Origin of the sequence: Streptomyces sp. NBC_01454, assembly GCF_036227565.1 — a bacterium.
In the GTDB taxonomy this organism is placed as follows: Bacteria; Actinomycetota; Actinomycetes; order Streptomycetales; family Streptomycetaceae; genus Streptomyces.
Genome location: NZ_CP109460.1, coordinates 5192195 through 5218030, shown reverse-complemented (window position 1 = coordinate 5218030; position 25836 = coordinate 5192195). Strand labels below are relative to the sequence as shown.

Annotated in this window: 28 protein-coding genes, 1 tRNA gene and 1 riboswitch; of the genes, 9 read left to right on the top strand and 20 right to left on the bottom strand. The window is 71.7% G+C overall.

Translation table 11 applies throughout. The features are described 5' to 3' along the window. Positions 1-29 precede the first annotated feature (29 nt). Together OIU81_RS23120 and OIU81_RS23115 are read right to left on the bottom strand one after the other, a co-directional pair. A complete protein-coding gene (locus OIU81_RS23120) occupies positions 30-824 on the bottom strand; it encodes a class E sortase (protein ID WP_443074030.1) in 795 nt (264 codons plus the stop codon). 69 nt (positions 825-893) lie between these two features. Then, a complete protein-coding gene (locus OIU81_RS23115; RefSeq protein WP_329150852.1) occupies positions 894-2231 on the bottom strand; it encodes a DUF445 domain-containing protein in 1338 nt (445 codons plus the stop codon). Positions 2232-2513: 282 nt separating this feature from the next. Here OIU81_RS23115 and OIU81_RS23110 point away from each other — a divergent pair, with 282 nt between their 5' ends. Beyond that, a complete protein-coding gene (locus tag OIU81_RS23110) occupies positions 2514-3824 on the top strand; it encodes an SGNH/GDSL hydrolase family protein (RefSeq protein ID WP_329150850.1) in 1311 nt (436 codons plus the stop codon). Between the two features lie 24 nt (positions 3825-3848). Here the strand turns inward: OIU81_RS23110 and OIU81_RS23105 are convergent, their stop codons facing one another. The 4 genes from OIU81_RS23105 to OIU81_RS23090 form a co-directional block, all read right to left on the bottom strand. Beyond that, on the bottom strand, positions 3849-4529 hold the full coding sequence (locus OIU81_RS23105; RefSeq protein ID WP_329150848.1) for a DUF1707 SHOCT-like domain-containing protein: 681 nt from the start codon (positions 4527-4529) through the stop codon (positions 3849-3851). A 9-nt stretch (positions 4530-4538) separates the two neighbouring features. Then, positions 4539-5603 carry an ABC transporter ATP-binding protein gene (locus OIU81_RS23100; RefSeq protein ID WP_329150846.1) on the bottom strand — a complete coding sequence of 355 codons (1065 nt, stop codon included), beginning with the start codon at positions 5601-5603 and terminating at the stop codon, positions 4539-4541. An 11-nt stretch (positions 5604-5614) separates the two neighbouring features. Beyond that, on the bottom strand, positions 5615-6379 hold the full coding sequence (locus OIU81_RS23095) for an ABC transporter permease (protein WP_329155306.1): 765 nt from the start codon (positions 6377-6379) through the stop codon (positions 5615-5617). Positions 6380-6464: 85 nt separating this feature from the next. Then, complete coding sequence (locus OIU81_RS23090; RefSeq protein WP_329150843.1) at positions 6465-7259, bottom strand: ABC transporter permease; 795 nt, start codon at positions 7257-7259, stop codon at positions 6465-6467. A gap of 384 nt (positions 7260-7643) precedes the next feature. On the opposite strand from OIU81_RS23090, the gene OIU81_RS23085 reads away from it, so the two are divergent. After that, positions 7644-9842 carry a transglycosylase domain-containing protein gene (locus tag OIU81_RS23085; RefSeq protein ID WP_329150841.1) on the top strand — a complete coding sequence of 733 codons (2199 nt, stop codon included), beginning with the start codon at positions 7644-7646 and terminating at the stop codon, positions 9840-9842. A 41-nt stretch (positions 9843-9883) separates the two neighbouring features. Here OIU81_RS23085 and OIU81_RS23080 read toward each other — a convergent pair whose 3' ends face one another. The 3 genes from OIU81_RS23080 to OIU81_RS23070 form a co-directional block, all read right to left on the bottom strand. After that, on the bottom strand, positions 9884-10204 hold the full coding sequence (locus tag OIU81_RS23080; protein ID WP_329150839.1) for a DMT family transporter: 321 nt from the start codon (positions 10202-10204) through the stop codon (positions 9884-9886). A gap of 32 nt (positions 10205-10236) precedes the next feature. Then, a riboswitch (guanidine-III (ykkC-III) riboswitch) is annotated at positions 10237-10297 on the bottom strand. Between the two features lie 101 nt (positions 10298-10398). Beyond that, on the bottom strand, positions 10399-10701 hold the full coding sequence (locus tag OIU81_RS23075) for a GroES family chaperonin (RefSeq protein ID WP_048828920.1): 303 nt from the start codon (positions 10699-10701) through the stop codon (positions 10399-10401). Positions 10702-10870: 169 nt separating this feature from the next. Next, positions 10871-11188: a DUF3618 domain-containing protein gene (locus OIU81_RS23070; protein WP_329150836.1), complete on the bottom strand. Its 318-nt coding sequence runs from the start codon at positions 11186-11188 to the stop codon at positions 10871-10873. A gap of 227 nt (positions 11189-11415) precedes the next feature. On the opposite strand from OIU81_RS23070, the gene bcp reads away from it, so the two are divergent. Continuing rightward, entirely contained in the window at positions 11416-11883 is a 468-nt protein-coding gene (gene bcp, locus OIU81_RS23065) for a thioredoxin-dependent thiol peroxidase (RefSeq protein ID WP_329150835.1), read from the top strand. Between the two features lie 27 nt (positions 11884-11910). Here bcp and OIU81_RS23060 read toward each other — a convergent pair whose 3' ends face one another. Beyond that, positions 11911-13185 (bottom strand): sensor histidine kinase, encoded by a 1275-nt coding sequence (locus OIU81_RS23060; RefSeq protein ID WP_329150834.1) that lies wholly within the window; start codon positions 13183-13185, stop codon positions 11911-11913. Next, positions 13185-13691: a hypothetical protein gene (locus tag OIU81_RS23055; protein WP_329150832.1), complete on the bottom strand. Its 507-nt coding sequence runs from the start codon at positions 13689-13691 to the stop codon at positions 13185-13187. Before OIU81_RS23055 ends, OIU81_RS23060 begins: the two co-directional genes overlap by 1 nt. 340 nt (positions 13692-14031) lie before the next feature. Between OIU81_RS23055 and OIU81_RS23050 the strand changes: the two genes are divergently transcribed. The 4 genes from OIU81_RS23050 (at position 14032) to OIU81_RS23035 (ending at position 17304) form a co-directional block, all read left to right on the top strand. After that, complete coding sequence (locus OIU81_RS23050) at positions 14032-15570, top strand: MFS transporter (RefSeq protein WP_329150831.1); 1539 nt, start codon at positions 14032-14034, stop codon at positions 15568-15570. 148 nt (positions 15571-15718) lie between these two features. Beyond that, positions 15719-16345: an HNH endonuclease signature motif containing protein gene (locus tag OIU81_RS23045; RefSeq protein ID WP_443074159.1), complete on the top strand. Its 627-nt coding sequence runs from the start codon at positions 15719-15721 to the stop codon at positions 16343-16345. Further along, the gene (locus OIU81_RS23040) at positions 16342-17217 is read left to right on the top strand and encodes an HNH endonuclease signature motif containing protein (RefSeq protein WP_443074890.1); all 876 of its coding nucleotides are present in this window, start codon (positions 16342-16344) and stop codon (positions 17215-17217) included. Before OIU81_RS23045 ends, OIU81_RS23040 begins: the two co-directional genes overlap by 4 nt. 12 nt (positions 17218-17229) lie before the next feature. Next, a tRNA-Leu gene (locus OIU81_RS23035) sits at positions 17230-17304 on the top strand. Between the two features lie 62 nt (positions 17305-17366). Here the strand turns inward: OIU81_RS23035 and rdgB are convergent. The 5 genes from rdgB to OIU81_RS23010 all read right to left on the bottom strand — a co-directional run bounded on the left by rdgB (position 17367) and on the right by OIU81_RS23010 (position 19783). Beyond that, entirely contained in the window at positions 17367-17999 is a 633-nt protein-coding gene (gene rdgB / locus OIU81_RS23030; protein WP_329150826.1) for an RdgB/HAM1 family non-canonical purine NTP pyrophosphatase, read from the bottom strand. Positions 18000-18008: 9 nt separating this feature from the next. Beyond that, on the bottom strand, positions 18009-18302 hold the full coding sequence (locus tag OIU81_RS23025) for a hypothetical protein (protein WP_329150824.1): 294 nt from the start codon (positions 18300-18302) through the stop codon (positions 18009-18011). A 109-nt stretch (positions 18303-18411) separates the two neighbouring features. After that, positions 18412-18549 (bottom strand): SCO1431 family membrane protein, encoded by a 138-nt coding sequence (locus OIU81_RS23020; protein ID WP_329150822.1) that lies wholly within the window; start codon positions 18547-18549, stop codon positions 18412-18414. A gap of 163 nt (positions 18550-18712) precedes the next feature. Beyond that, positions 18713-19444 (bottom strand): ribonuclease PH, encoded by a 732-nt coding sequence (gene rph / locus OIU81_RS23015; RefSeq protein WP_329150819.1) that lies wholly within the window; start codon positions 19442-19444, stop codon positions 18713-18715. Between the two features lie 99 nt (positions 19445-19543). After that, entirely contained in the window at positions 19544-19783 is a 240-nt protein-coding gene (locus tag OIU81_RS23010; RefSeq protein ID WP_208683897.1) for a glucose PTS transporter subunit EIIB, read from the bottom strand. Between the two features lie 231 nt (positions 19784-20014). Between OIU81_RS23010 and OIU81_RS23005 the strand changes: the two genes are divergently transcribed. Both OIU81_RS23005 and OIU81_RS23000 read left to right on the top strand, forming a co-directional pair. Then, on the top strand, positions 20015-21325 hold the full coding sequence (locus OIU81_RS23005) for a PTS transporter subunit EIIC (RefSeq protein ID WP_329150816.1): 1311 nt from the start codon (positions 20015-20017) through the stop codon (positions 21323-21325). A gap of 360 nt (positions 21326-21685) precedes the next feature. Next, on the top strand, positions 21686-22957 hold the full coding sequence (locus OIU81_RS23000; RefSeq protein ID WP_329150814.1) for a PTS transporter subunit EIIC: 1272 nt from the start codon (positions 21686-21688) through the stop codon (positions 22955-22957). 97 nt (positions 22958-23054) lie between these two features. Here OIU81_RS23000 and OIU81_RS22995 read toward each other — a convergent pair whose 3' ends face one another. The 4 genes from OIU81_RS22995 to OIU81_RS22980 form a co-directional block, all read right to left on the bottom strand. Further along, a complete protein-coding gene (locus OIU81_RS22995; RefSeq protein ID WP_329150812.1) occupies positions 23055-23807 on the bottom strand; it encodes an MBL fold metallo-hydrolase in 753 nt (250 codons plus the stop codon). A gap of 427 nt (positions 23808-24234) precedes the next feature. Next, positions 24235-25185 (bottom strand): PLP-dependent cysteine synthase family protein, encoded by a 951-nt coding sequence (locus tag OIU81_RS22990; protein ID WP_329150810.1) that lies wholly within the window; start codon positions 25183-25185, stop codon positions 24235-24237. Position 25186: 1 nt separating this feature from the next. Then, complete coding sequence (locus OIU81_RS22985) at positions 25187-25495, bottom strand: MoaD/ThiS family protein (protein WP_329150808.1); 309 nt, start codon at positions 25493-25495, stop codon at positions 25187-25189. Positions 25496-25635: 140 nt separating this feature from the next. Beyond that, positions 25636-25809 (bottom strand): putative leader peptide, encoded by a 174-nt coding sequence (locus OIU81_RS22980; RefSeq protein WP_329150806.1) that lies wholly within the window; start codon positions 25807-25809, stop codon positions 25636-25638. Positions 25810-25836 lie beyond the last annotated feature (27 nt).

Here is a 25836-nt window from a genome sequence, read left to right as displayed (position 1 = left end):
GCGAGAGCCTAGGCGACACCCGGCCGCGCTCACCGGGACTGTGTCGACCGCAACACTCCCCACACCACCAGGCGGTAGGTGGAGGTGTAGGCCGGCGTACAGGTCGTCAGGGTGAGATAGGCGCCGGGCGCGGTGAAGCCGTAGGAGGGGTGCACGCCACTGCGGGGCACCGCGGCGAGGACCGTACCGTCACCGGGTGTGGTGCGCGGCAGGATGCGCCGGATGGTGTAGGTGGCGCGGGTCCGGGCGGTGTCGAGGGTGACGGTGTCGCCGGTGCGCAGCCGGTCGAGGTGGCGGAACGGTTCGCCGTGGGTGTTGCGGTGCCCGGCCAGTGCGACGTTGCCCCACTCGCCGGGCTGCGCGCTGTGCGGATAGTGGCCCACGTAGCCCCTGTTGAGGACCGCGGCCTTGCTCGTGCCCTCGGCGACGGGGACGGTCAGGCCGAGCCTCGGGATGCGCAGCACGGCGTACGCCAGGTCCGCGCGGGGCCGCGGGGACGGGGCGGCGGCGCGCCCGCCGGGGGCTCCGGGCGACGCGAGACGCCCGGAGCCGCGTGCCCCGTCGGCTGCCCCGTCCCCCGGCTCCGGGGACGCGCCGGGTGACGGCAGGCGGGCGTCCCACTGCCGCTCCAGCCGGTCCACCTGGTCCCGGGCCGCCTCCTGCGCCTGACGGTTGGTCCACCACAGCTGGTGGACGACGAACAGCAGCAGGACGACGCCGACCGTCACGGCCAGCTCCGCGCCCGTCCACAGCACCCGCACGACAGCAGGGCGCGGTGGAGTCGGGCGCCGCCCCTGTACGACCACCGGTATCCGCTCGCGCACGCGGGCACCGTAAGCCCTGCGGACACAACCCACCAGAGGCGGTGCGCGGCCCGCGCCGCGAACGGGGCGTCAGCCGCCGAAGGCCTGCGAGACGGTGTAGATCGCCAGGCCCGCCAGGGCGCCGACGACGGTGCCGTTGATGCGGATGAACTGGAGGTCGCGGCCGATGTGCGCCTCGATCTTCTTGGAGGTGTGCTCGGCGTCCCAGCCGGCGACGGTGTCGGTGATCAGGGAGGTGATCTCGCTCTGATAGGTCGTCACCACATAGATCGCCGCGTTCTCCAGCCAGCCGTCCACCTTGCCCTGCAGCCGCTCCTCGGCGGCCAGCCGCCGGCCCAGGGACAGCAGCGCCGCCCGGACCCGCAGGCGCAGTTCGCTGCGCTCGTCCTCGGCGGCGGCGACGATCATCGCGCGGACCGAGCCCCAGGCCGAGGCGATCAGGTCCTGCACCTCGCCGCGCCCCAGCACCTCGGACTTCAGCCGCTCGACCCGGGCGCGGGTGTCGGGGTCGGACTGCAGGTCGTCCGCGAAGTCCCGCAGAAAGCGGTCGATCGCCCCGCGCGCCGGGTGTGCGGGCATGTCCCGCATTTCGGTGACGAAGCGCAGCAGCTCCTTGTAGACCCGGTCGCCCACCTTGCGGTCGACGAACCGCGGGGTCCATCCGGGCGCGCCGCCGGAGACCGCGGTCATCACGGAGTCGCCGTGCTCGACCAGCCAGTCGTGGGCGCGGGCGACGACCAGGTCCACCGTCCGGGTGTGGCCGCCCTCGGCGACGACCCGCTCCAGCAGCGTGCCGAGTCCGGGCGCGATCTCCTGGGCGGCGGCGCGGCGGGTGATCGCCTCGCCGACCACGGCCTGCACATCGGAGTCGCGCAGCACGGTCAGCGCGCCGCGCAGCGCCGTGGACACCTCGGCGGTGACCCGGTCGGCGTTCCGCGGGTCGGCGAGCCAGCCGCCGAGCCGCCGGCCGACGGCCACCGAGCGCAGCCGGCGGCGGACGACCTCGCCGGAGAGGAAGTTCTCCCCGACGAAATCCCCCAGGCTCTGACCCAGTTGGTCCTTCTTGGTGGGGATGATCGCGGTGTGCGGGATCGGCAGCCCCATCGGCCGCTTGAACAGCGCGGTGACCGCGAACCAGTCGGCCAGCGCACCGACCATCCCGGCCTCCGCGGCGGCCGCGACAAATCCGGTCCAGCCGCCCGCCCCGGCGGATCCGGCCCATTTCGCCAGGACGTAGACGAGTGCGACGGCCAGCAGCAGGCCGGTGGCCAGGGTTTTCATCCGGCGCACCGCGCGCCGGCGCTCCTCGTCGGCGGCGCCGTAGGCGAAGCCGGCCGCCCCGGGCGTGGCATGCGTCACCGGGGCGCGCGCCGCACCGGCCGCCGTGTCCGAATCTCTGCGTTCCATCCGCTCCACCGCTCCCACCGCGTTCCCCCGTCATCCCGACGGCCTATGCTGCTCCGCACCGGCCGCCGGGCCGGCCCTGTGTCCCACTGTGACCTACTCCTGGAACGAACCACGAGTTCCCCGCGTCCATGCCATGGCGGCACGGTCCGGGGCGCCGGGCGGTTCCCCGGAGGTCCGTGGGATCATGAAGGACCGATCGGACCGCAACGGTGCCGCTGCCCATCCGCTGCCCTTGCCCGCCCGGAGCGTGTTGCTCCGCTTTCCCCAGGAGACCCCTCCCGCATGACCAAAAGTGTGGGTTACGCCCTGTTCGCCGGACTGGCGGCAGTGGTCGTGCTGATCTCGACCGCGATATTCGTCGGCTTCGGCGGCGACGACGGCGGCCTGGGCAGTTCCCCCCACAAGCCCCGCGACCCGGCGGCCCCCGCGGTCTCCGGCCAGTGGGTCGGCACCTGGTCGGCGGCCGCCGCGGCGGCCGAGCCGGGCACCCTGAACGGCTACGCGGGGATGTCGATACGCAACGTCGTGCACACCAGCGTCGGCGGCTCCGGCGTGCGCATCCAGCTCTCCAACCTCTACGGCACCCGCCCGCTGGTGGTCAGCCATGCCTCGCTGGCGCTGGCCGCGGCTCCCAGCAACCCCACCGCCGCGACCGGCACCATGCGGCGGCTGTCCTTCGGCGGCAAGCCCGCGGTGACCATCCCGGCGGGCGGCGCGGTCACCAGCGACCCGACCCGGCTGAAGGTGCCGGGCGACGCGGACCTGCTGGTCACCACGTACTCCCCGTCGTCCTCGGGCCCCGCCACGTATCACCCGTACGCCCGGCAGACCTCCTACCTGGCGCGCGGCGACCGGGCGGAGGACGCCACCGGCGCCGCCTACACCGAGCAGAGCCCGTACTGGCGCTATCTGACCGGTGTGGACGTGTGGAGCACCCAGGCGCGCGGCGCGGTCGTCGCCATCGGCGACTCCATCACCGACGGCATCACCTCCACCGCCGGCGCCAACCACCGCTGGACGGACTTCCTCGCAGCAAGGCTGCGCAACGAGCCCGGCGCGCCCCGCTACGGCGTCCTCAACCAGGGCATCAGCGGCAACCGCCTGCTGGTCAACGGCAGCAGGTTCTCGCCGAACAACGGGCCCAGCGTGCTGTCCCGCCTGGACCGCGACGCGCTGTCGCGCACCGGGGTGAAGGCGGTGATCGTCGAGATCGGGCTGAACGACCTGTTCAAGTCACCGCGTCAGCTCGACCCGCAGAAGATCGTGGCGGGGATGCGGCAGATCGTCCGCGAGGCGCATGCCCGCGGGCTGCGCGTCACCGGCAGCACCCTTACGCCGTTCGGGGGACACCGCGGCTACTCCGATCTGCTGAATTCGGTCCGCCAGCAGGTCAACCGGATCATTCGCTCCGGCTCCGTCTACGACGAGGTCGTGGACTTCGACAAGGCGCTGCGCGACCCGTCGATGCCGGTGCGGCTGCGGCCCTCCTACGACTCCGGTGACCATCTCCACCCGAGCGACGAGGGCTTCAGGGCGATGGCCGACGCGGTGAACCTGGAGCACCTCAAGCAGGCCGCGCCCGCCGCGCTGTGACACCGGCGGGGCAGGCGCCACCGCTCAGTTCAGCTCCTTGCGCCCCTCGTCCTTCAGGCGCCGCTTCTCTTCCTTCAGGCGGCGCTTCTCCTCCTTGAGCAGCTTGCGCTCGACGCCGACGCCGCCCATCAGGGCCAGCCCCTTGACGATCACCCGGGGCGCACCGGGCTCGCCCGGCGTCCCGTCCTCCCGCGAGTCGAAGCCGCCCATGATGCCCAGTCCCCGCACATCGACCTCGACGCCGGGCGGCACCACGATGCTGACCCCGCCCATCAACGCCCAGCAGGTGATGACGACTTCGGGCCCGGCGAAGTTCGCCTCGCGCAGGTCGAGCTCGCCGCCGCCCATGAGGCACACCGCCGTGAAGCGGCGCCCGATGGTCCACCGGCCCTTGCGCTGGAAGCCGCCCAGGATGCCGATGCCCGCCCCGGAGCCCTCCGTGTGGTGCGCGATCCGCTCCGACCACGCCGTCACCGCCGCGGTGTCCTTGCGCAGCGACAGCGGCGCGGGGGCCGTCGCGACGGCCGGCAGATCGGCGGTGAGCGGCTCCAGCTCCCCGTAGGTGCGCGCCCGGTACGCCGCTTCCAGCCGCTCGTCGAACTCCTCCATCGCCAGCCGCCCCTCGGCGACGGCGTCCCGCAGGATCTCGGCGACCCGCTCACGGTCGGCGTCGGAGGCGCGCAGTTCCGGAAGGTCTTCAGTCATACGGACAGATTAGAGGGCGCGGCCGTCTTTTCCCCCGGCGCCGGCCGCATCCGCACGCATCCCGCCACCCGCGTACAACTCGGCGATCAAGGACTCGATGTCCGGCTCCCGCACCGACAGATCCACCAGCGGATAGCGCGCCGCGACCGCCGCGACCAGGGGCGCCGCGCTCTGCGACGCCGGGAAGGCCAGCCACTGCCGGGGGCCGGCCACCCGGACCGTGCGGGCGCCGGGGATGCCCTCGATCGGCGGGAGTTCGCGCGCCAGGTCCACCACCAGGGTGCGCTCCCCGCCGCCGGCCGTGCGCAGCCCGTCGAGACCGCCGTCGTAGACCAGCCGGCCGTGGTCGATCACCATCACCCGGCGGCACAGCTGCTCGATGTCGGTGAGGTCATGGGTGGTCAGCAGGACCGTGGTGCCGCGCTCGGCGTTCACCTCGCGCAGGAACCCGCGCACCTTCGCCTTGCTGATCACATCGAGGCCGATGGTCGGCTCGTCCAGATACAGCACCTCGGGGTCGGGCAGCAGCGCCGCCGCGATGTCGCCGCGCATCCGCTGCCCCAGCGACAGCTGCCGCACCGGTACGTCCAGCAGCGGGGCCAGGTCGAGGAGTTCCACGCAACGCTCAAGGTTGGCGCGGTAGACGGCGTCCGGGACCCGGTACATCCGCCGCACCAGCGCGTAGGAGTCCTTCAGCGGCAGGTCCCACCACAGGGTGGTGCGCTGCCCGAAGACCACACCGATCCGGCGGGCGAGGCGGGTGCGCTCGCGCGCCGGGTCGATGCCGGCGACCCGCAGCCGGCCGCCGCTGGGCACCAGGATGCCGGTCAGCATCTTGATCGTGGTGGACTTCCCCGCGCCGTTCGGCCCGATGTAGCCGACCATCTCGCCGCGCGGCACCCGGAAGGAGATCCCGTCCACGGCCCGGACCTCCTCGCGCACCCGGCGCAGCCGGCCCGCCTTGCGGCGCACCGAGAAGACCTTCTCGACGCCGTCCACCTCGATCAACTGCTCCGTCGCGGCAGCATCGCCCACCACACCCGCCCCCTCGTCGTCCCGTGCCCGGCCCGTCATATGGCCCTCCGTCAGCTCCCGGTGCTGCGGTACGACCGGAGCCCCAGCCGCCATGCCAGCCCCGCCCCCGTACACATCAGCGCCGCCACCACGGGCCCCAGGAAATCGACCCAGCCCGGCAGCCCCAGCGGATCGGGACGGCCCAGCAGCCGCAGCGCGGGCAGCCAGTTCACAAACGCCAGCGGGACCAGGAAGGTGACCCCGCGCACCAGTTCCTTCGCGAACACCGTCGGCGGGTACTGCAGCATCGCGTTGCCGCCGTAGGTGAAGGAGTTCTGCACCTCGGCCGCGTCCTGCGCCCAGAACTGGAAGGCGGCCCCGGCCGTGAAGACCGCCGCGAAGATGGCCGTGCCGCACACCGCCATCAGCGGCACCATCAGCACCCGGCCCACTGTCCAGTCCACCTCGATCCGCGGCAGCGACCAGCCCAGCACCAACAGCGCCTGGGTGATGCGGCCCAGCCGGCGCAGCGCGAAGCGGTCCGCGGCGATCTGCGCGAAGACCGGCGCGGGGCGCAGCAGCAGGGTGTCCAGGGTGCCGTCGCGCACCCGCCGGCCCAGCCCCTCGATGCTGCCCAGCAGCAGATCCGCCAGGCCCAGCGCGACGCCGGAGGTGCCGTACAAGAAGGCCACCTCCGGCAGCGAGAACCCGCCGAGCGCGTCGATCCGCGAGAACATCAGCATGATCGCGACGAAGTCCAGTGCGTTCGCCGCGAAGTTGCCGAAGGCCATCATCACGAACGAGGTCCGGTAGGCGAGGCTGGAACGCACCCACATCCGCACGATCAGCCCGTACGCCGACACCCCCTGCGCCACCGCCGCCGCCCGGCCGCGGAACGCCCCCGGCCAGGCCGGCCGCCCGCTACCCACCGTGCACCACCACCTTGCGGGTCGCCGCCGACTGCACCAGCCGCCCCAGCGCCAGCAGCCCCACGGCCCACGCCACCTGGAACACCAGTCCCCGCACCAGCGCGCCCCCGCGCAGCGCCCCGACCAGCACATCGGCCGGCGTCTGCAGCACCGCCGCCCACGGCAGCAGCTGGGCGACCTCCCCCAGACCGCCGGGGAAGACCCGCAGCGGCAGCAGCATCCCCGAGAAGAACATGCCGGCCAGGCCGCTGATCAGGGACAGTCCCGAGCCGTCGAGCAGCCAGAACGAGGCCAGCGCCACCAGATACCGCAGCGCGAAGCTGACCACCACCCCGCACAGCACCGACAGCAGAAAACAGCCCCAGGTCAGCGGGTCGCGGGGCAGCGCGAGCGGGAAGGCCAGGGCGCCCACCGCCATCGGCGCCACCCCGCGGCCCAGCAGCTGCAGCCCGGCCCGCCCCAGGTCCACGGACAGCCACCACAACTGCAGATCCGCGGGCCGGTAGAGGTCCACCGCGATGTCCCCGCTGCGGATCCGCTCCTGCAGCTCGTCCAGGCCGCCGCCCATCAGCGCCGCGACCGCCAGCAGCGCCTGCCCCGTCCACACGAAGGTCAGCGCCTGCGCCTGGTCGTAGCCGCCCAGATGCGGCCGCTCGTGCCACAGCGCGAGATAGGTGAAGGCGACGATGAATCCGAAGACGGTGTTGGTGAACACGCCCGCCACGGTGGCCATTTGATACGTGGCGTACCGCCGGAAGCTGCCGGCCGCCACGGCCGCGTACCACACGCCGCGCCCCCTCCCCCCTCGTCCTTCACATCGCTCTTCGCGTCGCTCTTCACGTCGCTCTTCACATCGCTCTTCGCGTCGCTCTTCACGTCGCTCTTCGCGTCGCTCTTCGCGTCGTTCGCGCCGGAGACGCAAAACACCGGAGCCTAGAGGGCGGGTCGGGCGGGCACCATCGAATTGTCACCGCTTCGGGTGAGCCCTGGGCGCCATTCAGCCGGTCAGGTGGCGGTCCGGGGTGCGCGCCACCCCTCCTGACCGGCACGGATGATGCGAGAGTTGCCCCGTGTGCGGCATTTGCTCGTCCCGCGTACCGCACACATCCCCGATATGACACCGACCCGCCGCAGGACAACCTCCGGCGGCGGCCGAGGAGTCCAACCGAATATGAGCGGACCACGTACGGGCTGGCGCCGTGCCCTCCCCACCTGGCGCACGGTGCTGGGCACCGTGCTGCTGTTCCTGCTGCTCATCGTCGGCGGGATGATCACCGGCTATCTGCTGGTCGGCATCCCGCCGGCGAACAGCGCCGCCAAGGCCCAGAGCAACGTCTACCTCTACTCCGACGGTTCGGAACTGGCCCGCGACGGCGAGGTCAACCGGCAGAACGTGACGCTCAGCCAGATCCCGAAGTCCGTCCAGCAGGCCGTCCTCGCCGCCGAGGACCGCGACTTCTACTCCGAGTCCGCGGTCGACCCCGCCGCGATGCTCCGGGCCGCCTGGAACACCGTGACCGGCAAGGGCAAACAGTCCGGCTCGACCATCACCCAGCAGTACGTGAAGAACTACTACCTCGGCCAGGAACAGACCGTCACCCGCAAGGCCAAGGAGTTCTTCATCGCCATCAAGCTGGACCGCGAGGTGAGCAAGGACAACATCCTGGAGGGCTACCTCAACTCCAGCTACTACGGCCGCAATGCCTACGGCATCCAGGCCGCCGCCCAGTCCTACTACGGCCGCGACGCCGAGGCGCTGACCACCGCCCAGGGCGCCTACCTCGCCACCCTCCTCAACGCCCCCAGCGCCTACGACATCACCGCCCACCCCGGCAACCGCCCGCGGGCGCTGGCGCGCTGGAACTACGTCGTGGACGGCATGGTGACCAAGAAGTGGCTCGGCCCCGCCGAGCGGGCCGCGCTGCGCTTCCCCGAACCGAAGCCCGCGAAGGCCTCCCCCGGACTCACCGGCCAGCGCGGCTACCTCGTCGAGGCCGTCAAGGACTACCTCACCGACCACCAGATCCTCGAGGAGGACACCCTGCGGGGCGGCGGCTACCGCATCACCACCACCATCAGCCGCAAGCGCCAGAACGCCTTCGTCAAGGCGGTCAACACCCGGGTGATGGACCGGCTCGACGACTCCCGGAAGGTCGACCGCTCCGTCCGGGCCGGCGGCGCCTCCATCGACCCCGCGACCGGCCGGGTCGTCGCCCTCTACGGCGGCATCGACTACGCCCAGCAGTACGTCAACGGCGCCACCCGCAGCGACTACCAGGTCGGCTCCACCTTCAAGCCGATCGTCTTCGCCTCCGCCGTGCAGAACGACTCCACCACCCAGGACGGCGCCCCGATCACCCCCCACACCGTCTACGACGGCACCAACAAACGCATGACGGTCAGTCATGGCCGCCCCACCGGCTTCGCCCCCGGCAACGAGGACGACCGCTCCTACGGCCCGATCACCGTTACCGAGGCCACCGACAAGTCCGTCAACGCCGTCTACGCCCAGATGGGCATCGACGTCGGCCCCGGCAAGGTCAAGGCCACCGCCGTCAGCCTGGGCATCCCCGCCGACACCCCGAGCCTCGCCGCGTCCCAGGGCGCCATCTCCCTGGGCACCGCCACCCCCAGCGTGCTGGCCATGACCCAGGTCTACGCCACCCTCGCCCACCACGGCACCCACCGGCCGTACACCCTCGTCGACAAGGTCACCAAGAACGAGGAGGACCTCGAGCTGCCGGAGCGCGAGGAGGCCACCGCCGTCCCGCGCACGGCCGCCGACACCACCACCTCGATCCTGCGCGGCGTCGTCGACGGCGGCACCGGCACCGCCGCCCAGGGCGCCGGACGCCCCGCGGCCGGCAAGACCGGCACCGCGGAGGACGACAAGGCCGCCTGGTTCGCGGGCTACACCCCCGACCTCGCCACCGTCGTCGCCGTCCTCGGCCAGAACCCGGAGAGCGCCGCGCAGGAGCCCCTGTACGGCGCGGGGGGCCTGTCGCGGGTCAACGGCGGCGACTACCCCGCCCAGATCTGGGCCGACTACACCGCGGCCGCGCTGCACGGGCAGCCCGTCCGCGACTTCGACCTCCAGCTGGAGAAGGGCGCCGAGTCGGCGTCCCCGGAGCCCTCCACCAGCGACTCCGCCTCGCCCGGCACGTCGGACTCGCCGTCCACCGGCCCGAGCGACTCCGCCACCCTCCCCGCACCGCCCACCGGCGCCCCGACCCGGCCCACCGCCGGCCCCCCCACCCCCACGGGGCCGGCCGAGCCCACCCCGACCACGGAACCCACGAACGACTTCCCGACGGTGGCCCCGCAGGCCTATGACCTGGACCAGCGCCTGCCGACGGAGTGGGGCGGCTAGCCGGCCGGAGGTGTCCGCCCGTCACCGGTACGGCTCCGCCGTCAGTGCCCCGACGTCGCCTTCAGCCCGACGACCGCCACCAGCAGCAGACCGATGAAGAAGATCCGGGCCGCGGTGGCCGGCTCGCCGAGCAGCACCATCCCGGCCACCGCCGCACCGGCCGCCCCGATGCCGACCCACACGCCGTAGGCGGTACCGATCGGCAGGGTCCGGGCCGCGTACGAGAGCAGCAGCATGCTGGCGACGATGCCCGCGCCGGTGAACACACTGGGCCACAGCCGGGTGAAGCCGTCGGTGAACTTCATGCCGACCGACCAGCCGACCTCCAGCAGACCGGCGGCCAGGAGCAGGATCCATGCCATGACGGCACCTCCGTGAAAAGAGCTTCAACAGGGGTGCGTCGTCTTGTCCTGCCCGGTACGGCGCGTCTCGTCGGGTACGTCCCGAGGCTAGCAAGGACCGGCGCGACGGGCATCGGCCCGGGTCAGGGGCCGTACGCCGGACGCCGCGGGAGTCACAGCCCGGGAGTCACAGCTCGGGAGTCACAGCTCGGGAGTCACAGATACAGTCCGGTCGCGTCCTCCGCGCCCTCCAGGCGCTCCGCCGCCACCGCGTGCAGATCGCGCTCGCGCATCAGCACATACGCCACGCCGCGCACCTCGACCTCGGCCCGGTCCTCCGGGTCGTACAGCACCCGGTCGCCCACCTCGACGGTCCGCACGTTCTGCCCGACCGCGACCACCTCGGCCCAGGCCAGGCGACGGCCGACCGCCGCGGTCGCGGGAATGACGATGCCCCCCGACGAGCGGCGCTCGCCCTCGGGGATGTCCGTCCGGACCAGCACGCGGTCGTGCAGCATCCGGATCGGCAGCTTGTCGTGGGTGTCCTTGGTGTTATTCGGGCTCACGGCATGACCGTACCTGTCCGGCGCGGCCCGGCCCGCACCGCGGGCGCCACAGGCGCTGCGGCCGGCTCCTGCCGGACGGGCCCCGGGCGGGCCCCGGGCGGGACACGGCCCAGGACACGTCTCAGCGGCGCCGCCGGGTGCGCAGGGTCAGCAGGCCGACCAGAGCCACCCCGATTACCGCCACCGGAACGATCCGCTCCAGCCGCGGCGTCCCGTCCTCCGACACCAGCTGCGCCCGCACGTCCGACACCGCCCGGTTGGCGGCCACATACGCCCGCCCCGCCGTACGGTCCACGGCGGCCGCGGCACTCGCCTTCGCATCGCCGATGATCGTCTTCGGGTGCAGCCGCACACCGATCTCGTCGAGCGTGACGGCGAGCTCCTGCCGCCTGCGGACGATGTCCGCCTCGATCTGCGCCGGGGTCCTGGCTTCCGCCACCGCGCTGCCTCCGTCGTCTCGCGCCGATGCGTACGGGGGCCGGACACTGGGCCCCGTACGGAACCGGCCACCTGGCTGACTGCCCGATTCGTGAGGGACAGTCTGTCAGCTCACACCCCCGCGCGCCCCACAGCACCCCCGTTTCGCGCCGCCCGGACTCCCGGGCCCGCACCGTCCGGCGGGGCTGGCTAATGTCGGAGCGTACGGATCCATGCCTGAGGAGAGACATGAGCGAGCGACTCCAGCCCGGCGACACCGCCCCCGCCTTCACCCTCCCCGACGCGGACGGCCGGCAGGTCTCGCTCGCCGACCGCCGGGGCCGCAAGGTCATCGTGTACTTCTACCCGGCCGCCCTGACCCCCGGCTGCACCAAGCAGGCCTGCGACTTCACCGACAACCTCGACTTCCTCGCCGGCCACGGCTACGACGTCATCGGCATCTCCCCCGACAAGCCGGAGAAGCTCGCCAAGTTCCGCGAGAAGGAGGACCTGAAGGTCACCCTGCTCGGCGACCCGGACAAGTCCGTCCTGACGGCCTACGGCGCCTTCGGCGAGAAGAAGCTCTACGGCAAGACCGTCACCGGCGTCATCCGCTCCACCGTCATCCTCGACGAGGACGGCAAGGTCGAGCGCGCCCTGTACAACGTCAAGGCCACCGGCCATGTCGCCAAGATCATCAAGGACCTGGGACTGTAAGGCCCCCCGCACGACCGGCCGGGCCGCTCACCCGCCGCCCGGATCGGTCGTGCACACCCGGCCCGCCCGCTCGGGCAGCTCCAGCACGGCCTCGGCGCCGCCCTCCGCGGCGGCGCCGAAGTCCAGCCGCGCGCCCAGCACTTCCGCCTGCCCGGCCGCGATGGTCAGCCCCAGACCGTGCCCCGTCCCGCGCTCCGGCGCCGCCGTACGGAACCGCCGCGGCCCCTCCACGCACAGCTCCGCCGGATAGCCCGGACCGTGATCGCGCACCACGATCCGCGCACCGGCCACCACCACCTCGATCGGCGGCTTGCCGTGCTTGGCCGCGTTCGCCAGCAGATTCACCAGCACCCGCTCCACCCGGCGCCGGTCCGTCTCCACGATCCGCGGCTCACCCTCCACGGTCACCGACACCTCGTCGACCCCGCGCTGCCGCGCCGCCCGCTTCACGATCCCGCGCACCAGCGACGGCAGCTCACAGGCGTCCAGATCCGCCCGCTCCACCCCCGCGTCCAGCCGGGACACCTCCAGCAGATCCTCCACCAGCCGCCGCATCGCCTGCGCCCGGTCCCGCACCAGCTCCACCGCCCGCGGCTGCGGCAGCAACTCCGCCGCCGCCACCAGCCCGGCCACCGGCGTGCGCAGCTCGTGCGCCACATCCGCGGTGAACTCCCGCTCCGCCTGCGCCTGGGCCGCCAGCGACATCGCCATGTGGTGCACGCTGCGGCCCAACTCGGCCACCTCGTCGCGACCGTGACTGTCCAGCGCGTCCGCGTCCGGCGCCTCCCCCGCCGCGATCCGCCGCGCCGCCGCCGCACTCAGCCGCAGCCGCCGCGACAGCCGCTGCGACACGAACCACGACACCACCGCCATCAGCACGACCGTGCCGCACCCCGCGATCAGCAGCGCCCGGTCCAGCGCCAACTGCGCCGGATCGTCGTCCGGATACGGCGCCGACACCGACAGCGACCGCATCGGGGTGCTCCCGCCGCCGTCACCGACCCCCGTCGCCGCCCACACCCGCGGGTCCTCACCGCCGCTGACATACGTCCCCGACCGCCGCTTGAACACCGCGTCACGCAACGGCGACGGCAGCGCCCCGTCGTCCAGCTGCGCGCCCAGCGCCAGCGTGCCGTCCCGCTCGAAGATCTGCAGCGCGGAACTGAGCCGGTCGTCCTGATACGCCCGCGCCGACCGCTCCCGCTCCGCATCCGCTATGTGGTGCACGGCGAACCCGAGCACCACCACGGCCAGTGCCGTCATACAGGAAATGGCCAGGGCGATCCGGCCTCGAATGCCCATCACGCGAGGTTGTACATCTCCGTCGTGTCCCCGAGCGGCGTCGAGCCCTCGTACGTCACCTCCAGGCCGGTGAAGGCCAGCCCACCGTGGACCGGCTTGGGCCCGTAGAGACGGAAGGTCGCCGGGAATCCGGCATCCGTCCCCCCGCCCGCCGCGGTCTTCTCCACCTGCACCACACCGACCCCCAACGCATCCTTCGCGCCGTATTTCTTCCACTTGATCCCGGTCGCCACCATCCCGACGTCCGAGCAGGTCAGCGTAATCACCCGCGGCTTGATCTCGGGAGCGCCGATCCCGCAGTCACGCACCACCGGCAGCCCCTGCGACGGCTGGCCGTCCTCCTTCACGTCCTGCACCGCGGACGTCTTGGGTGCGGCGTCCACCGCCGACGCCCGGTCCGAGGTCTGGGCGAGCCACACCCCGCCGGCCGCCAGCGCCGTCACCACGGCAAAGGCCACCAGCGCCACACGTCCCCGACCCCACCGGGACCCTCCGCGGTCCGTCATCACGTTCTCCTCCCGAGGACCAGGCCCCGTACCCCCACCAGCAAACACGACTGCCGAGCCCGGCGCTGCCACTCTTTCGTCCCCCGGACACAGGCTGGTTGCCCGCACACGGCGGTGACCGCGCGGGTGTGTACCAGTCCTGTAACAAGCCCTGCGCCACCCCTGGCGTGTCCCCGCCATGGCACTGCCCACCTCACGCCCCGCTGCTCCGTACGGCGCAGCCGCGCGTGACGTTTATCGCTTCGTGACAACACAGTGGTTTGATCCGCGCGCGATTGCGCAGGCGCACCTGTCGTATCCCGCGCGCATCCGCGCGCTGTCAGACCGAGAGGACTGCCTCGTGCCGACCGGCAGCACCGAAGCCGACGCCGCTCCCGCCCAGGACCGGGAAGCGCTCAAGCGCCACCGGGTGCTCTTCCGTGCCGTCGCCCGGCGCAAGAACCCCAGGCTGCGGCGCACCGACATCACCGTCACCGACGAACGCGTCGTCCGGCGCGCCGTGAAGGCGGCCGCGCTCGGCAACGCCATGGAATGGTTCGACTTCGGGATCTACAGCTATCTCGCGGTCACCATCGGCAAGGTCTTCTTCCCCGGCGGCAGCGACACCACCAGCCTGCTGTCGTCCTTCGCGACCTTCGCCGTGGCCTTCCTCGTACGCCCCCTCGGCGGCGCCTACTTCGGCCCCCTCGGCGACCGCATCGGCCGCAAGAAGGTCCTCGCCCTCACCATGATCATGATGGCGCTGGGCACCCTGTGCATCGGACTGATCCCGTCCTACGCCACCATCGGCTTCTGGTCCCCCGCCCTGCTCATCCTCTTCCGCCTCGTCCAGGGCTTCTCCACCGGCGGTGAATACGGCGGCGCCTCCACCTTCATCGCCGAGTACGCCCCCGACAAGAAGCGCGGCTACTTCGGCAGCTTCCTGGAGATGGGCACCCTCATCGGCTACACCGGCGCCGCCGGCATCGTGCTGCTGCTCAACACCACCCTCGGCGACGACGCCATGCTCCAGTGGGGCTGGCGGCTGCCCTTCCTGATCGCCGGTCCGCTCGGCCTGGTGGGCCTCTACCTCCGGGTCAGGCTCGACGAGACCCCCGCGTTCCAGAAGTTCGAGGCCGCGCACACCCACAGCGCCTCCGGCTCCGTCGTCGAGGCCGAGGCCGAGTTCTCCCATCTCTCCGAGAACGCCCCGAAGAAGAAGATCAGCGAGATCTTCGCCCAGCAGTGGCCCACCCTGATCCTCTGCATCGCCCTGGTCGGCGCCTACAACATCACCGACTACATGCTGCTGTCGTACATGCCGACCTACCTGACGGACACCCTCCACTACGAGGAGTCCCACGGCCTGCTGATCCTCCTGGGCACCATGGTCGCCCTGATGTGCGTCATCAGCACCGTCGGCAAGCTCAACGACCGCTACGGCCGCAAGCCCCTGCTGATGGCCGGCATGCTCGGCTTCTTCGTCCTGGCGATCCCGGCCTTCCTCCTGGTCAAGCAGGGCAGCATCCCCGCCGTCATCGGCGGCATGGCACTCCTGGGGCTCTCCCTGGTCTGCCTCCTGGGCACCATGTCCGCCGCCCTCCCGGCCCTCTTCCCCACCCACGTCCGCTACGGGTCCCTGTCCATCGGCTACAACCTGGCCGTCTCCCTCTTCGGCGGCACCACCCCCCTGGTGATCACCGCCCTCATGGACGTCTTCCACGAGAACGCCATGGTGCCCGCCTACTACACGATGGGCGCCGCCCTCGTGGGCGTCATCGCCGTCGCCTGCATGAAGGAGACCGCCCAACAGCCCCTCGACGGCTCCCCACCCTCGGTGGCCACCAAGGAAGAAGCCGTCGAACTCATCACGGCCCAGACGGCGGAACCGCGGTTCTGACCTGCGGATGCCAACCGAAGCGGGCCCGGGGGTTCTCCCCCGGGCCCGCTCCCCCTTCCGCCACCGCGCGTAACCGCCCTCACATTCGATCGTTGTTCAGTTCGAGAGGGCGCGGGCGGGGACCCTGCGCGCGGGACGGGGGACAGGGATAGTGGCGAACGTCTATACGCAGGAGCGGCTGGTCGAGGCCGCGCGTGAGTCGGCGTCGTATGACGAAGCCGTGCGGTGGTTCGGCAGTGCGCCCACACCGGGCCGCCGACGGTACGTACGCGCCAGGATGCGCGAAGCGGGCGTGGACACCACCCACTTCGCGCCAACGGGCGTACGGCACACCGAGGCCAGGCTCCGTGCGTTGGTGGCGCGCTCGCACAGCGTCGCAGAGGTCGTACGCCGCCTCGGCATCAGCCCGGTCGGCGGAAACCAGGCGCACATCGGCCGACGCATCGCCGAACTCCGTATTGACACCTCCCACTTCACGGCCGTGACCCGGCAGCGCCCCACGACCGGCACCCGGCGCCGGCTCGTTCTGGGGTCACCCGCAGACGGCCGTCTCCCAGGGGAGCGTCTGCGCCGCGAGCTACTGCGGCTAGGCGTTCCGGAGCGGTGCGCGAACTGCGGCACGGAGGCGCACTGGAACGGCAGACCGTTGCGACTGGAGGTCGACCACATCAATGGCCAATGGTGGGACAACCGGCCGGGCAACCTCCGCCTGCTGTGCCCCAACTGCCATGCGGTGACGGACACCTATCGCGGCCGCGCGCCGCGGCGGACGTGACCGCCGGGGCGCCCCGGCGCGCTTCGTATCCCCGCGAACTGCTCGTCCGCACGGCAGCCGAATCCACCGGTCCGGTCGACATGCTGCGGCGGCTCGGTGCTCCGTTGGGCAGCGAGCAACGCCGGTATCTGCGCAATCGGCTGCGACATTACGGCATCAGCACCGCGCACTTCGTCGACGAGCCGCTCCCCCGCCGGCCACGCCGTGTGTACACGGAGGCACTGCTGCGAGAAGCGGCCGTGCGGTCCCACAGCATCCGGGAGATGCTGGAGTACATGGAGGTGGTGCCGTACGCCAGCGCATATGGCCATCTCCGAACGAAACTGGACCAGTTCGGCATCGACACCTCCCACTTCGCTGTCCGAGGAAACGGCTCTCTCCTTCCACGAGCCGACCTGGCCAACGCTGTAGCCGCCTCCCAAAGCCTCGCCGGTGTCGCCAGACACCTGGCTCACGGCGGCAGCGCCCCGTCTCGCCGGACCGTCCAACGCAGCATCGAGGCATACGGCCTGTCGACCACCCACTTCACCGGCCAGGGGCACCTCCGTGGCCGCCCCTCGCCCACCCGCAGGCCGGCCGACGACATCCTGCGACGGCGTGAGCCGGGTTCCCGACGGGAGAAGACCACGCTCCTGCGCCGTGCCCTCGACGAGAAGCAGAGGCCCCGGCGCTGTGCGGCATGCGGCATCGGCGACACCTGGCAGGGCCGGCGACTGGTCCTGGAGATCGACCACATCAATGGCGACCGGCTCGACAACCGCCTGGAGAACCTCCGCTATCTGTGCCCGTCCTGCCACAGTCAGACCCGGAGCTTCTCCCGCGCGTCGGCGCACCCGGCCGTCCCTGTACGGGCGCCTGGCCGAGCACAGTAAGGTAGGCGCCGCGGGCCCGTACCCCAGCTGGCCAGAGGGCGCCGGTTTAGGTCCGGTGTGTCGTGGGTTCGAGTCCCACCGGGCCCATTTGCGCAGCGAAACGGCCTCCCCCGTCCGTGGACGGGGGAGGCCGTTTCGCTGCGCGGGCCTCAGCCCAACAACTCCCGCACCACCGGCGCCAGTGCCCGGAACGCCTTGCCGCGATGGCTGATGGCGTTCTTCTCGGCGGGGGTGAGTTCGGCGCAGGTGCGGGTGTCGCCGAGGGGCTGGAGGATCGGGTCGTAGCCGAAGCCGCCGGTGCCGGAGGGGGTGTGGCGCAGGGTGCCGTCGAGGGTGCCCTCGACGACGCGCTGGGTGCCGTCGGGCAGGGCCAGGGCCGCGGCGCAGGCGAAGTGGGCGGTGCGGTGGTCGTCGGCGATGTCGCCGAGCTGGGCGAGGAGCAGTTCGAGGTTGGCGCGGTCGTCGCCGTGCCGGCCGGCCCAGCGGGCGGAGAAGATGCCGGGGGCGCCACCGAGGACGTCGACGCAGAGGCCGGAGTCGTCGGCGACGGCGGGGTGGCCGGTGGCCTGGGCGAGGGCGTGGGCCTTGAGCAGGGCGTTCTCGGCGAAGGTGACGCCGGTTTCCTTGACGTCGGGGACGTCGGGGTAGGCGTCGGCGCCGACGAGTTCGACGTGCAGATCGGCCGCTTCGAGGATGGCGTGAAGCTCGTTGATCTTGCCGGTGTTGCGGGTGGCGAGGATGAGGCGCCGCGGTGCGGTGTCCGGGCCGGTGTGAGGCTGCATGGGCAGTGATTATCCCGGAGTGCAGATCTCGGTCATTTCACCGGCCCCGTCGACGATCGGCCGGATATCGGGGGTCTGATGGCGGTCGAGGGCCCGGCGGGCGTTCGTGAGGCCGGTGCGCACGGCGCCGAGGGCCTTGGCGAGGTCGGGGTCGCCGGTGTCGTTGCCGACCTCGCGCAGGTTCCGCTCGACGCCGTCGAGGGCCCGGCGGGTCTGTTGCGGGTCGTCGAGGGCGTGGCCGGCGGCCCGCTGGAGCTGGTCGGCGGCGTCGACGACGGAGCCGGCGGCCCGGGTGCAGTCCACGGCCTTCTGGACCGCTCCGCAGCCGGTGAGCGGGGGTAACGCGAGCAGGGCGGCGGCGGAGGCGGAGGCGGCGCGAACCGGTCAGGCCGTCGGACGAGGCCGGCAGCGGTCAGACGAGGCCGGTCTGGGTGAGCAGCATGGCGAGGACGAGGACGAGGGTCCAGCCGAGGAGGTGCTCCAGGAGCGGGTTGCCGTCCTGGGGCCCGCCGGTGCGGGCGCGGGGCGCGGTCGCGGCAGTGGTGGGCATGGGTCCACAGTGCCGCGGCCGGGGCGGCTTGCCCAGAGAGCGAGCTCCCATGAGAAAAGGGTCACAGGGGGAGGTGGCGGGTCCTCCCCCTGGGGCCGTGTGGTGGTGGCGTCGCGCGCGGCCGCCCGTGTGTCAGAGCGTGCGGGCCAGCGCCGCCCGTGTGTCAGAGCGTGCGGGCCAGCGCCGCCCGCTGGACCTCGTCGAGCGTGGCGCAGCCGGAGACGGCGAGGTCGAGGAGGGCGTTGAGCTCCTCGCGGGCGAAGGGCTCGGCCTCGGCGGTGCCCTGGACCTCGACGAAGCGGCCGTCGCCGGTGCAGACGACGTTCATGTCGGTCTCGGCGCGGACGTCCTCCTCGTAGCAGAGGTCGAGGAGGGGGGTGCCGTCGACGATGCCGACGCTGACGGCGGAGACGGTGCCGGTGAGGGGCTTGCGGCCGTGGCGGATGAGCTTCTTGCCCTGGGCCCAGGTGACGGCGTCGGCGAGGGCGACGTAGGCGCCGGTGATGGCGGCGGTGCGGGTGCCGCCGTCGGCCTGGAGGACGTCGCAGTCCAGGACGATGGTGTTCTCGCCGAGGGCCTTGTAGTCGATGACGGCGCGCAGCGAGCGGCCGATGAGGCGGCTGATCTCGTGGGTGCGGCCGCCGATCTTGCCGCGGACGGATTCGCGGTCGCCGCGGGTGTTGGTGGAGCGGGGCAGCATCGAGTATTCGGCGGTGACCCAGCCTTCGCCGGTGCCCTTGCGCCAGCGCGGGACGCCTTCGCTGACGGATGCGGTGCAGAAGACTTTGGTGTCGCCGAAGGAGATGAGGACGGAGCCTTCGGCGTGCTTGCTCCAGCCGCGTTCGATGGTGACCGGGCGGAGTTGTTCGGCGGTGCGGCCGTCGATGCGAGACATGGCGTAGACCCTATCGGCAACGCGAGGGCCCCACTCCGGGCGGTGGATCGTCCGGTGCGGGGCCGTCGGCAGGAGGCGCGCCGGGCGCGGCTCAAGTCCTCACATCATGTCTTCGATCTCGGCGGCGATGGGGTCGGCGTCGGTGCCGATGACGACCTGGATCGCGGTGCCCATCTTGACGACGCCGTGGGCGCCGGCGGCCTTGAGGGCGGCCTCGTCGACGAGGGAGGAGTCGACGACCTCGGTGCGGAGGCGGGTGATGCAGCCCTCGACCTCTTCGATGTTGTCGAGTCCGCCGAGCCCGGCGACGATCTTCTCTGCCTTGCTGGCCATGTCCACTCCTGCTTGTCTCGGCCGCCGGCGGTCCCGCCGGGCGGTTTCACACCGTAACGCACGTTCGGCCCAACTATGTGGGCGTTTGTCCGCTGTCTGGCGAAGGATGGCGATCACCGAAGTGCGCGCCGAACGGCCCGGACGGGACTGCCGGAACGCACCACAAGTGGTCTACACCACCAGTATGCGGCAAGCACCAGGGCGGTTGTCGACGGGCCGACCGCCGGGAGGACAGCGATGAGTGCGAACGCGGCGGCGGCACCGAGGCGGAACTGGGGAGCGAACCTCTTCCAGGGGCTGCAGAAGATGGGGCGCAGCCTGCAGTTGCCGATTGCCGTCCTGCCCGCTGCGGGCATTCTCAACCGCCTCGGCCAGCCGGATGTGTTCGGCGCGGACGGGCTGGGCTGGGACGCGGTCGGCAAGGTCTTCGCGGCCGCGGGCGGCGCCCTGCTGGATTCGGGGCTCGGCCTGCCGCTGCTGTTCTGCATCGGTGTGGCGATCGGCATGGCCAAGAAGTCGGACGGGTCGACGGCGCTGGCGGCGGTGGCCGGCTTCCTCGTCTACTTCTCGGTGATGCACGCGTTCCCGGCGGGCTGCGCCGCGGGGCAGACGTACACCCAGGCCGGCCTGTGGAGCGGGGTGTGCGTCGACAAGACGCTGACCGTGACGCAGGCCTCCTTCCAGAACCCGGGGGTCTTCGGCGGCATCGTCATGGGGTTCCTGTCCGCCTGGCTGTGGCAGCGCTTCCACCGGGTGAAGCTGGTGGACTGGCTGGGGTTCTTCAACGGCCGCCGGCTGGTCCCGATCATCATGGCCTTCGTCGGGCTGGTGTTCGCGGTGCTGTGCCTGTTCGTCTGGCAGCCGATCGGTGACGCGCTGACGAGCTTCAGTGAGTGGCTGACGGGGCTGGGGTCGTGGGGCGCCGGGCTCTTCGGCGTCGCCAACCGCGCGCTGCTGGTGATCGGCCTGCACCAGTTCCTGAACACCTTCGTCTGGTTCCAGTTCGGCAGCTTCACCAAGCCGGACGGCACGGTCGTGCACGGTGACATCAACCGGTTCCTGGCGGGCGACCCGACGGCGGGGCAGTTCACCACCGGGTTCTTCCCGATCATGATGTTCGCGCTGCCGGCCGCGGCGCTGGCCATCGCGCACTGCGCCAAGCCGCACCGCCGCAAGGAGATCGCCGGCATGATGCTGTCGGTCGGCCTGACCTCGTTCGTGACGGGCGTGACCGAGCCGATCGAGTATTCGTTCCTGTTCGTCGCGCCGGTGCTGTACGCGATCCACGCCGTGCTGACCGGTGTGTCGATGGCGGTGAGCTGGGCGCTGGGCGTGCACGACAGCTTCAGCTTCTCGGCCGGCCTGATCGACTACGTCATCAACTGGGGGCTGGCGACCAAGCCCTGGCTGATCATTCCCATCGGCCTGTGTTTCGCGGTGGTCTACTACGCCCTCTTCCGCTTCGTGATCACGAAGTTCAATCTGGCGACGCCCGGCCGGGAGCCGGACGAGGTGGGCGATGCGATGGAGCAGGAGAACGTGAAGTAGGGGCCGGCCAGGGGCTCCCAGCTCGCTCCGCCCCGCCTCGCCCCCCTCTCACGCCGACTCGCTCCGCCCCGCCCCGCCCGTCCGCGGTGATCTTGCCCGGGGTGAAGGCGATCCTGCCCGGGGCGAAGGCGATCTTGCCCGCGGCGAACTCCCCCGCGCACAGCGGGAGTTGCGGAGGCCCTCCCCCGCCCCCTTCGCACCCGCTCCGGCCGTCCGCCGGAGCCCGGTGAGCGCGGGCGTTCCGGGGCCTTCACGGGGATTCCTTTGCGGCGAACGACCGTGTAAGAATGGTCTAAACCACTGACCGGTATAGACCAGTGGTTTCCCCTATCGAGTCCCCGCCTCACCAGGAGGAATCCGATGAGTTCGGCCACCGCGACAGCGGCCCCCAAGAAGAAGGGCCGCGGCTCGGGCGCCATGGCAGTGGCCCAGCGCATCGGCCGCAGCCTGATGCTACCGATCGCCACACTGCCCGCGGCAGCACTGATGGTGCGGCTCGGCCAGCCGGACATGCTCGGCCGGGAGTCGTTCCCCGCGTTCCTGAACAAGATCGCCGAGTTCATGGCGGCCGGTGGCGGCGCGCTGCTCGACAACATGCCGATGCTCTTCGCCGTGGGCATCGCGATCGGCTTCGCCAAGAAGTCCGACGGCTCCACCGCCCTGGCCGCGGTCGTCGGCTACCTGGTCTTCAGCAAGGTCCTCGGCACCTTCTCGGACAGCAGCCTGCCCACCGTCCAGAAGATCGTCGACGGCAAGATAACCGACGCCGCCCCGCCGGTGGACGCGGGAGTGCTGGGCGGCGTCGTGATGGGCATCGTGGTCGCGCTGCTCTACCAGCGCTACAGCCGCAAGAAGCTGCCCGACTGGCTCGGCTTCTTCGGCGGCCGCCGCCTCGTGCCGATCCTCGCCGCCTTCGCCGGCCTCGCCATCGGCATCGTCTTCGGCTACATCTGGCCCGTGCTCGGCGCCGGTCTGCACAGCTTCGGCGCCTGGCTCGTCGGCTCGGGCGCGGTGGGCGCCGGTATCTTCGGTGTCGCCAACCGTGCGCTGATCCCGGTCGGCATGCACCACCTGCTGAACTCCTTCCCGTGGTTCCAGGCCGGTGACTACCACGGCAAGCACGGCGACATCGCCCGCTTCCTGGCCCACGACCCCTCGGCCGGACAGTTCATGACCGGCTTCTTCCCGATCATGATGTTCGCGCTGCCGGCCGCCTGCCTGGCGATCGTGCACTGCGCCCGGCCCGAGCGCCGCAAGGTCGTCGGCGGCATGATGCTCTCCATCGCGCTGACCGCCTTCGTCACCGGCGTCACCGAGCCGATCGAGTTCACCTTCATGTTCATCGCCCCGGTGCTGTACGCCATCCACGCGGTGCTGACCGGTGTCTCGATGGCGCTGACCTGGGCCCTGGGGATGAAGGACGGGTTCGGCTTCTCGGCCGGCGCGATCGACTTCCTGCTGAACCTCGGCATCGCCACCAAGCCGTGGCTGCTGGCCCTGATGGGTCTGGTCTTCGCGGCGCTGTACTACACGGTGTTCCGGTTCGCGATCGTCAAGTTCAACCTGCCGACCCCCGGACGCGAGTCCGAGGAGGAGATCGCCGCGGAGGACAAGGCCCAGTACAAGGCCTGACCCCCGCGGATCCGCGGCACACGGCGAGGGCCCCCGGAGACCGTTCGGTTTCCGGGGGCCCTCGCCGTGTGCCGCAGGACGCTTCCCGCGGCCCGCTTCAGATCTCGTAGACGGCGCCCGCCTTGGCGACCTCGACCGGCCCGTCATAGACCTTCTGGGCGTCACGGACGCTGATGTCCGGGTCGGTCCATGGCGGGATGTGGGTCAGCACCAGCCGCCCCGCGGCGGCCCGCCGGGCGGCCTCGCCGGCCTCGCGCCCGTTGAGGTGCAGGTCCGGGATGTCTTCCTTGCCGTAGGTGAAGGACGCCTCGCACAGGAAGAAGTCGGTGCCCGCCGCGAGGGTCTCCAGCGCGTCGCAGGGGCCGGTGTCCCCGGAGTACGTCAGCGACCGGCCGCCGTGCTCGACCCGGACGGCGAAGGCCTCCACGGGGTGCTTGACCCGCTCCGTACGGATCGTGAACGGCCCGAGGGTGAAGGTGCCCGGCGTCAGGGTGCGGAAGTCGAAGACCTCGCTCATCGCGCCGTCGTACGGCAGGTCGGCGTGCGCCACGGTCAGCCGGCGCTCGGTTCCGGCCGGCCCGTAGACCGGCATCGGCGCACACCGGCCGCCGTCCGGGCGGTAGTAGCGCACGACAAAATAGCCGCACAGGTCGATGCAGTGATCGGCGTGCAGGTGCGACAGGAGTACGGCATCCAGGTCATAGAGGCCGGTGTGGCGCTGCAGCTCACCCAGGGAGCCATTGCCCATGTCGAGGAGCAGCCTGAAGCCGTCGGCCTCCAGGAGGTAGCTCGAGCAGGCCGATTCCATCGAAGGGAACGACCCCGAGCATCCGACGACAGTGAGCTTCATACGGGCGTGAACCTCCGTGGGCGTGGGCGGCGGTCAGGCGCCTTCCCCGGCTCGCACGCGGTGGAGAGCTCGGGGAGGGTCCATGGGGGGTTTCCCGGCGGGCCCTGCCGGGGTGTTGCCGGATCCTTGGCGGTCGGTGCGGTGCCCACGAGCGTAAGGCGCAAAAGGTGCTGTGGCTCCTCCAGCGGGGCGAGCTGTGGGCGGAATCACCAGTCCGGGCTGACGCCCCGTACGCCCGTACGCAGTGGCCCCTTCCGCCACCCGTTCCGCCACCGTCCCGCCGCTGTTCCGCCGCTCCGTTCCACCGGCTTCCGCCCTCCGCGCCCCGGGGGCCCCGGAGGTGCCGGGGCGCCCCGGGGCGCTCGCCTCGTGCCGGCCCCGCCGGGGAGGGCCGCCGCCCGTCACCCCGTGTGCCGCCACCCCACGCCTACGCCCAGAGCTGCCCGTGCAGCGTGGCGATCGCCGCCTCGGTGGACTCGGCGGTGTACACGCCGGTGGAGAGGTACTTCCAGCCGCCGTCGGCGACGACGAAGACGACGTCGGCGCTCTCCCCCGCCTTGACGGCCTTGCGGGCGACGCCGATCGCGGCATGCAGCGCCGCGCCGGTGGAGATGCCCGCGAAGATGCCTTCCTCCGCGAGGAGTTCGCGGGTGCGGCGGACCGCGTCCTCGGAACCGACCGAGAAGCGGGTGGTGAGCTGGGACTCGTCGTAGAGCTCGGGGATGAAGCCCTCGTCGAGGTTGCGCAGCCCGTAGACCACGTCGTCGTAGCGCGGCTCGGCGGCGACGATCTGGACGCCGGGGACGTGCTCGCGCAGATAGCGTCCGACGCCCATCAGGGTGCCGGTGGTGCCGAGCCCGGCCACGAAATGGGTGACCGAGGGGAGGTCGGCGAGGATCTCGGGGCCGGTGGTGGCGTAGTGCGCACCGGCGTTGTCGGGGTTCCCGTACTGGTAGAGCATCACCCAGTCGGGATGCTCGGCGGCCAGTTCCTTGGCGACCCGTACGGCCGTATTGGAGCCGCCCGCCGCGGGCGAGGGGATGATCTCCGCGCCCCACATGGCGAGCAGCTCCCGCCGCTCGGACGAGGTGTTCTCCGGCATCACGCACACGATGCGGTAGCCCTTGAGCTTGGCCGCCATGGCGAGCGAGATGCCGGTGTTGCCGCTGGTCGGCTCCAGGATGGTGCAGCCGGGGGTGAGCCGGCCGTCCTTCTCGGCCTGCTCGACCATGTGCAGCGCGGGCCGGTCCTTGATCGAACCCGTGGGGTTGCGGTCCTCCAGCTTCGCCCAGATACGGACGTCGTCGGAGGGCGACAGGCGCGGGAGGCGGACGAGAGGAGTGTTCCCGACCGCCGCCAGCGGGGAGTCGTAACGCACGTCAGACCAGCCCGTCCCGGGGCGCCATCGCCGCGGCGGAGCCGCCCGCCACGGCCGGGAGGATCGTCACGTTGTCGCCGTCGGCGAGCTTGGTGGAGATGCCTTCCAGGAAGCGGACGTCCTCGTCGTTGAGGTAGACGTTCACGAAGCGGCGCAGCTGCTCGCCCTCGACGAGGCGCTCGCGGATGCCGGTGTGCCGGCTCTCCAGGTCGGTGAAGAGGTCGGCGAGGGTCTCTCCGCTGCCCTCGACGGCCTTCTGGCCGTCGGTGTAGGTGCGCAGGATGGTCGGGATTCGGACCTCGATGGCCATGGGGTGCTCCTGTGGGAGTGCGGGTCGGGGGCGGTGCGTCCCGGGGTGCACGGCCTACGGCGTGCCGGGAGGGCGTCGGGTGACGCGGGAAGTGCGGGGGGTTGCCGAAGACGCGCGCCGCGCGCCCGGGGCAGGCCGGGTCAGGCGGCGGCGCAGCGCGGACAGATGGCGCTGGAAAGCCGGCACAGATCGACGTGCAGCCGTGCGGCTCCGCAGCCGAACGCGCCCAGCAGGGCGGATGCGGAGCGACGCGTGGCGAGCGGAGCGAGCAGCAGCATGCCCGGCCTCTTTTCGCTCACGTCAGGGTCAACCATGCGGTCATCGTATCGATTCCCGGTCCG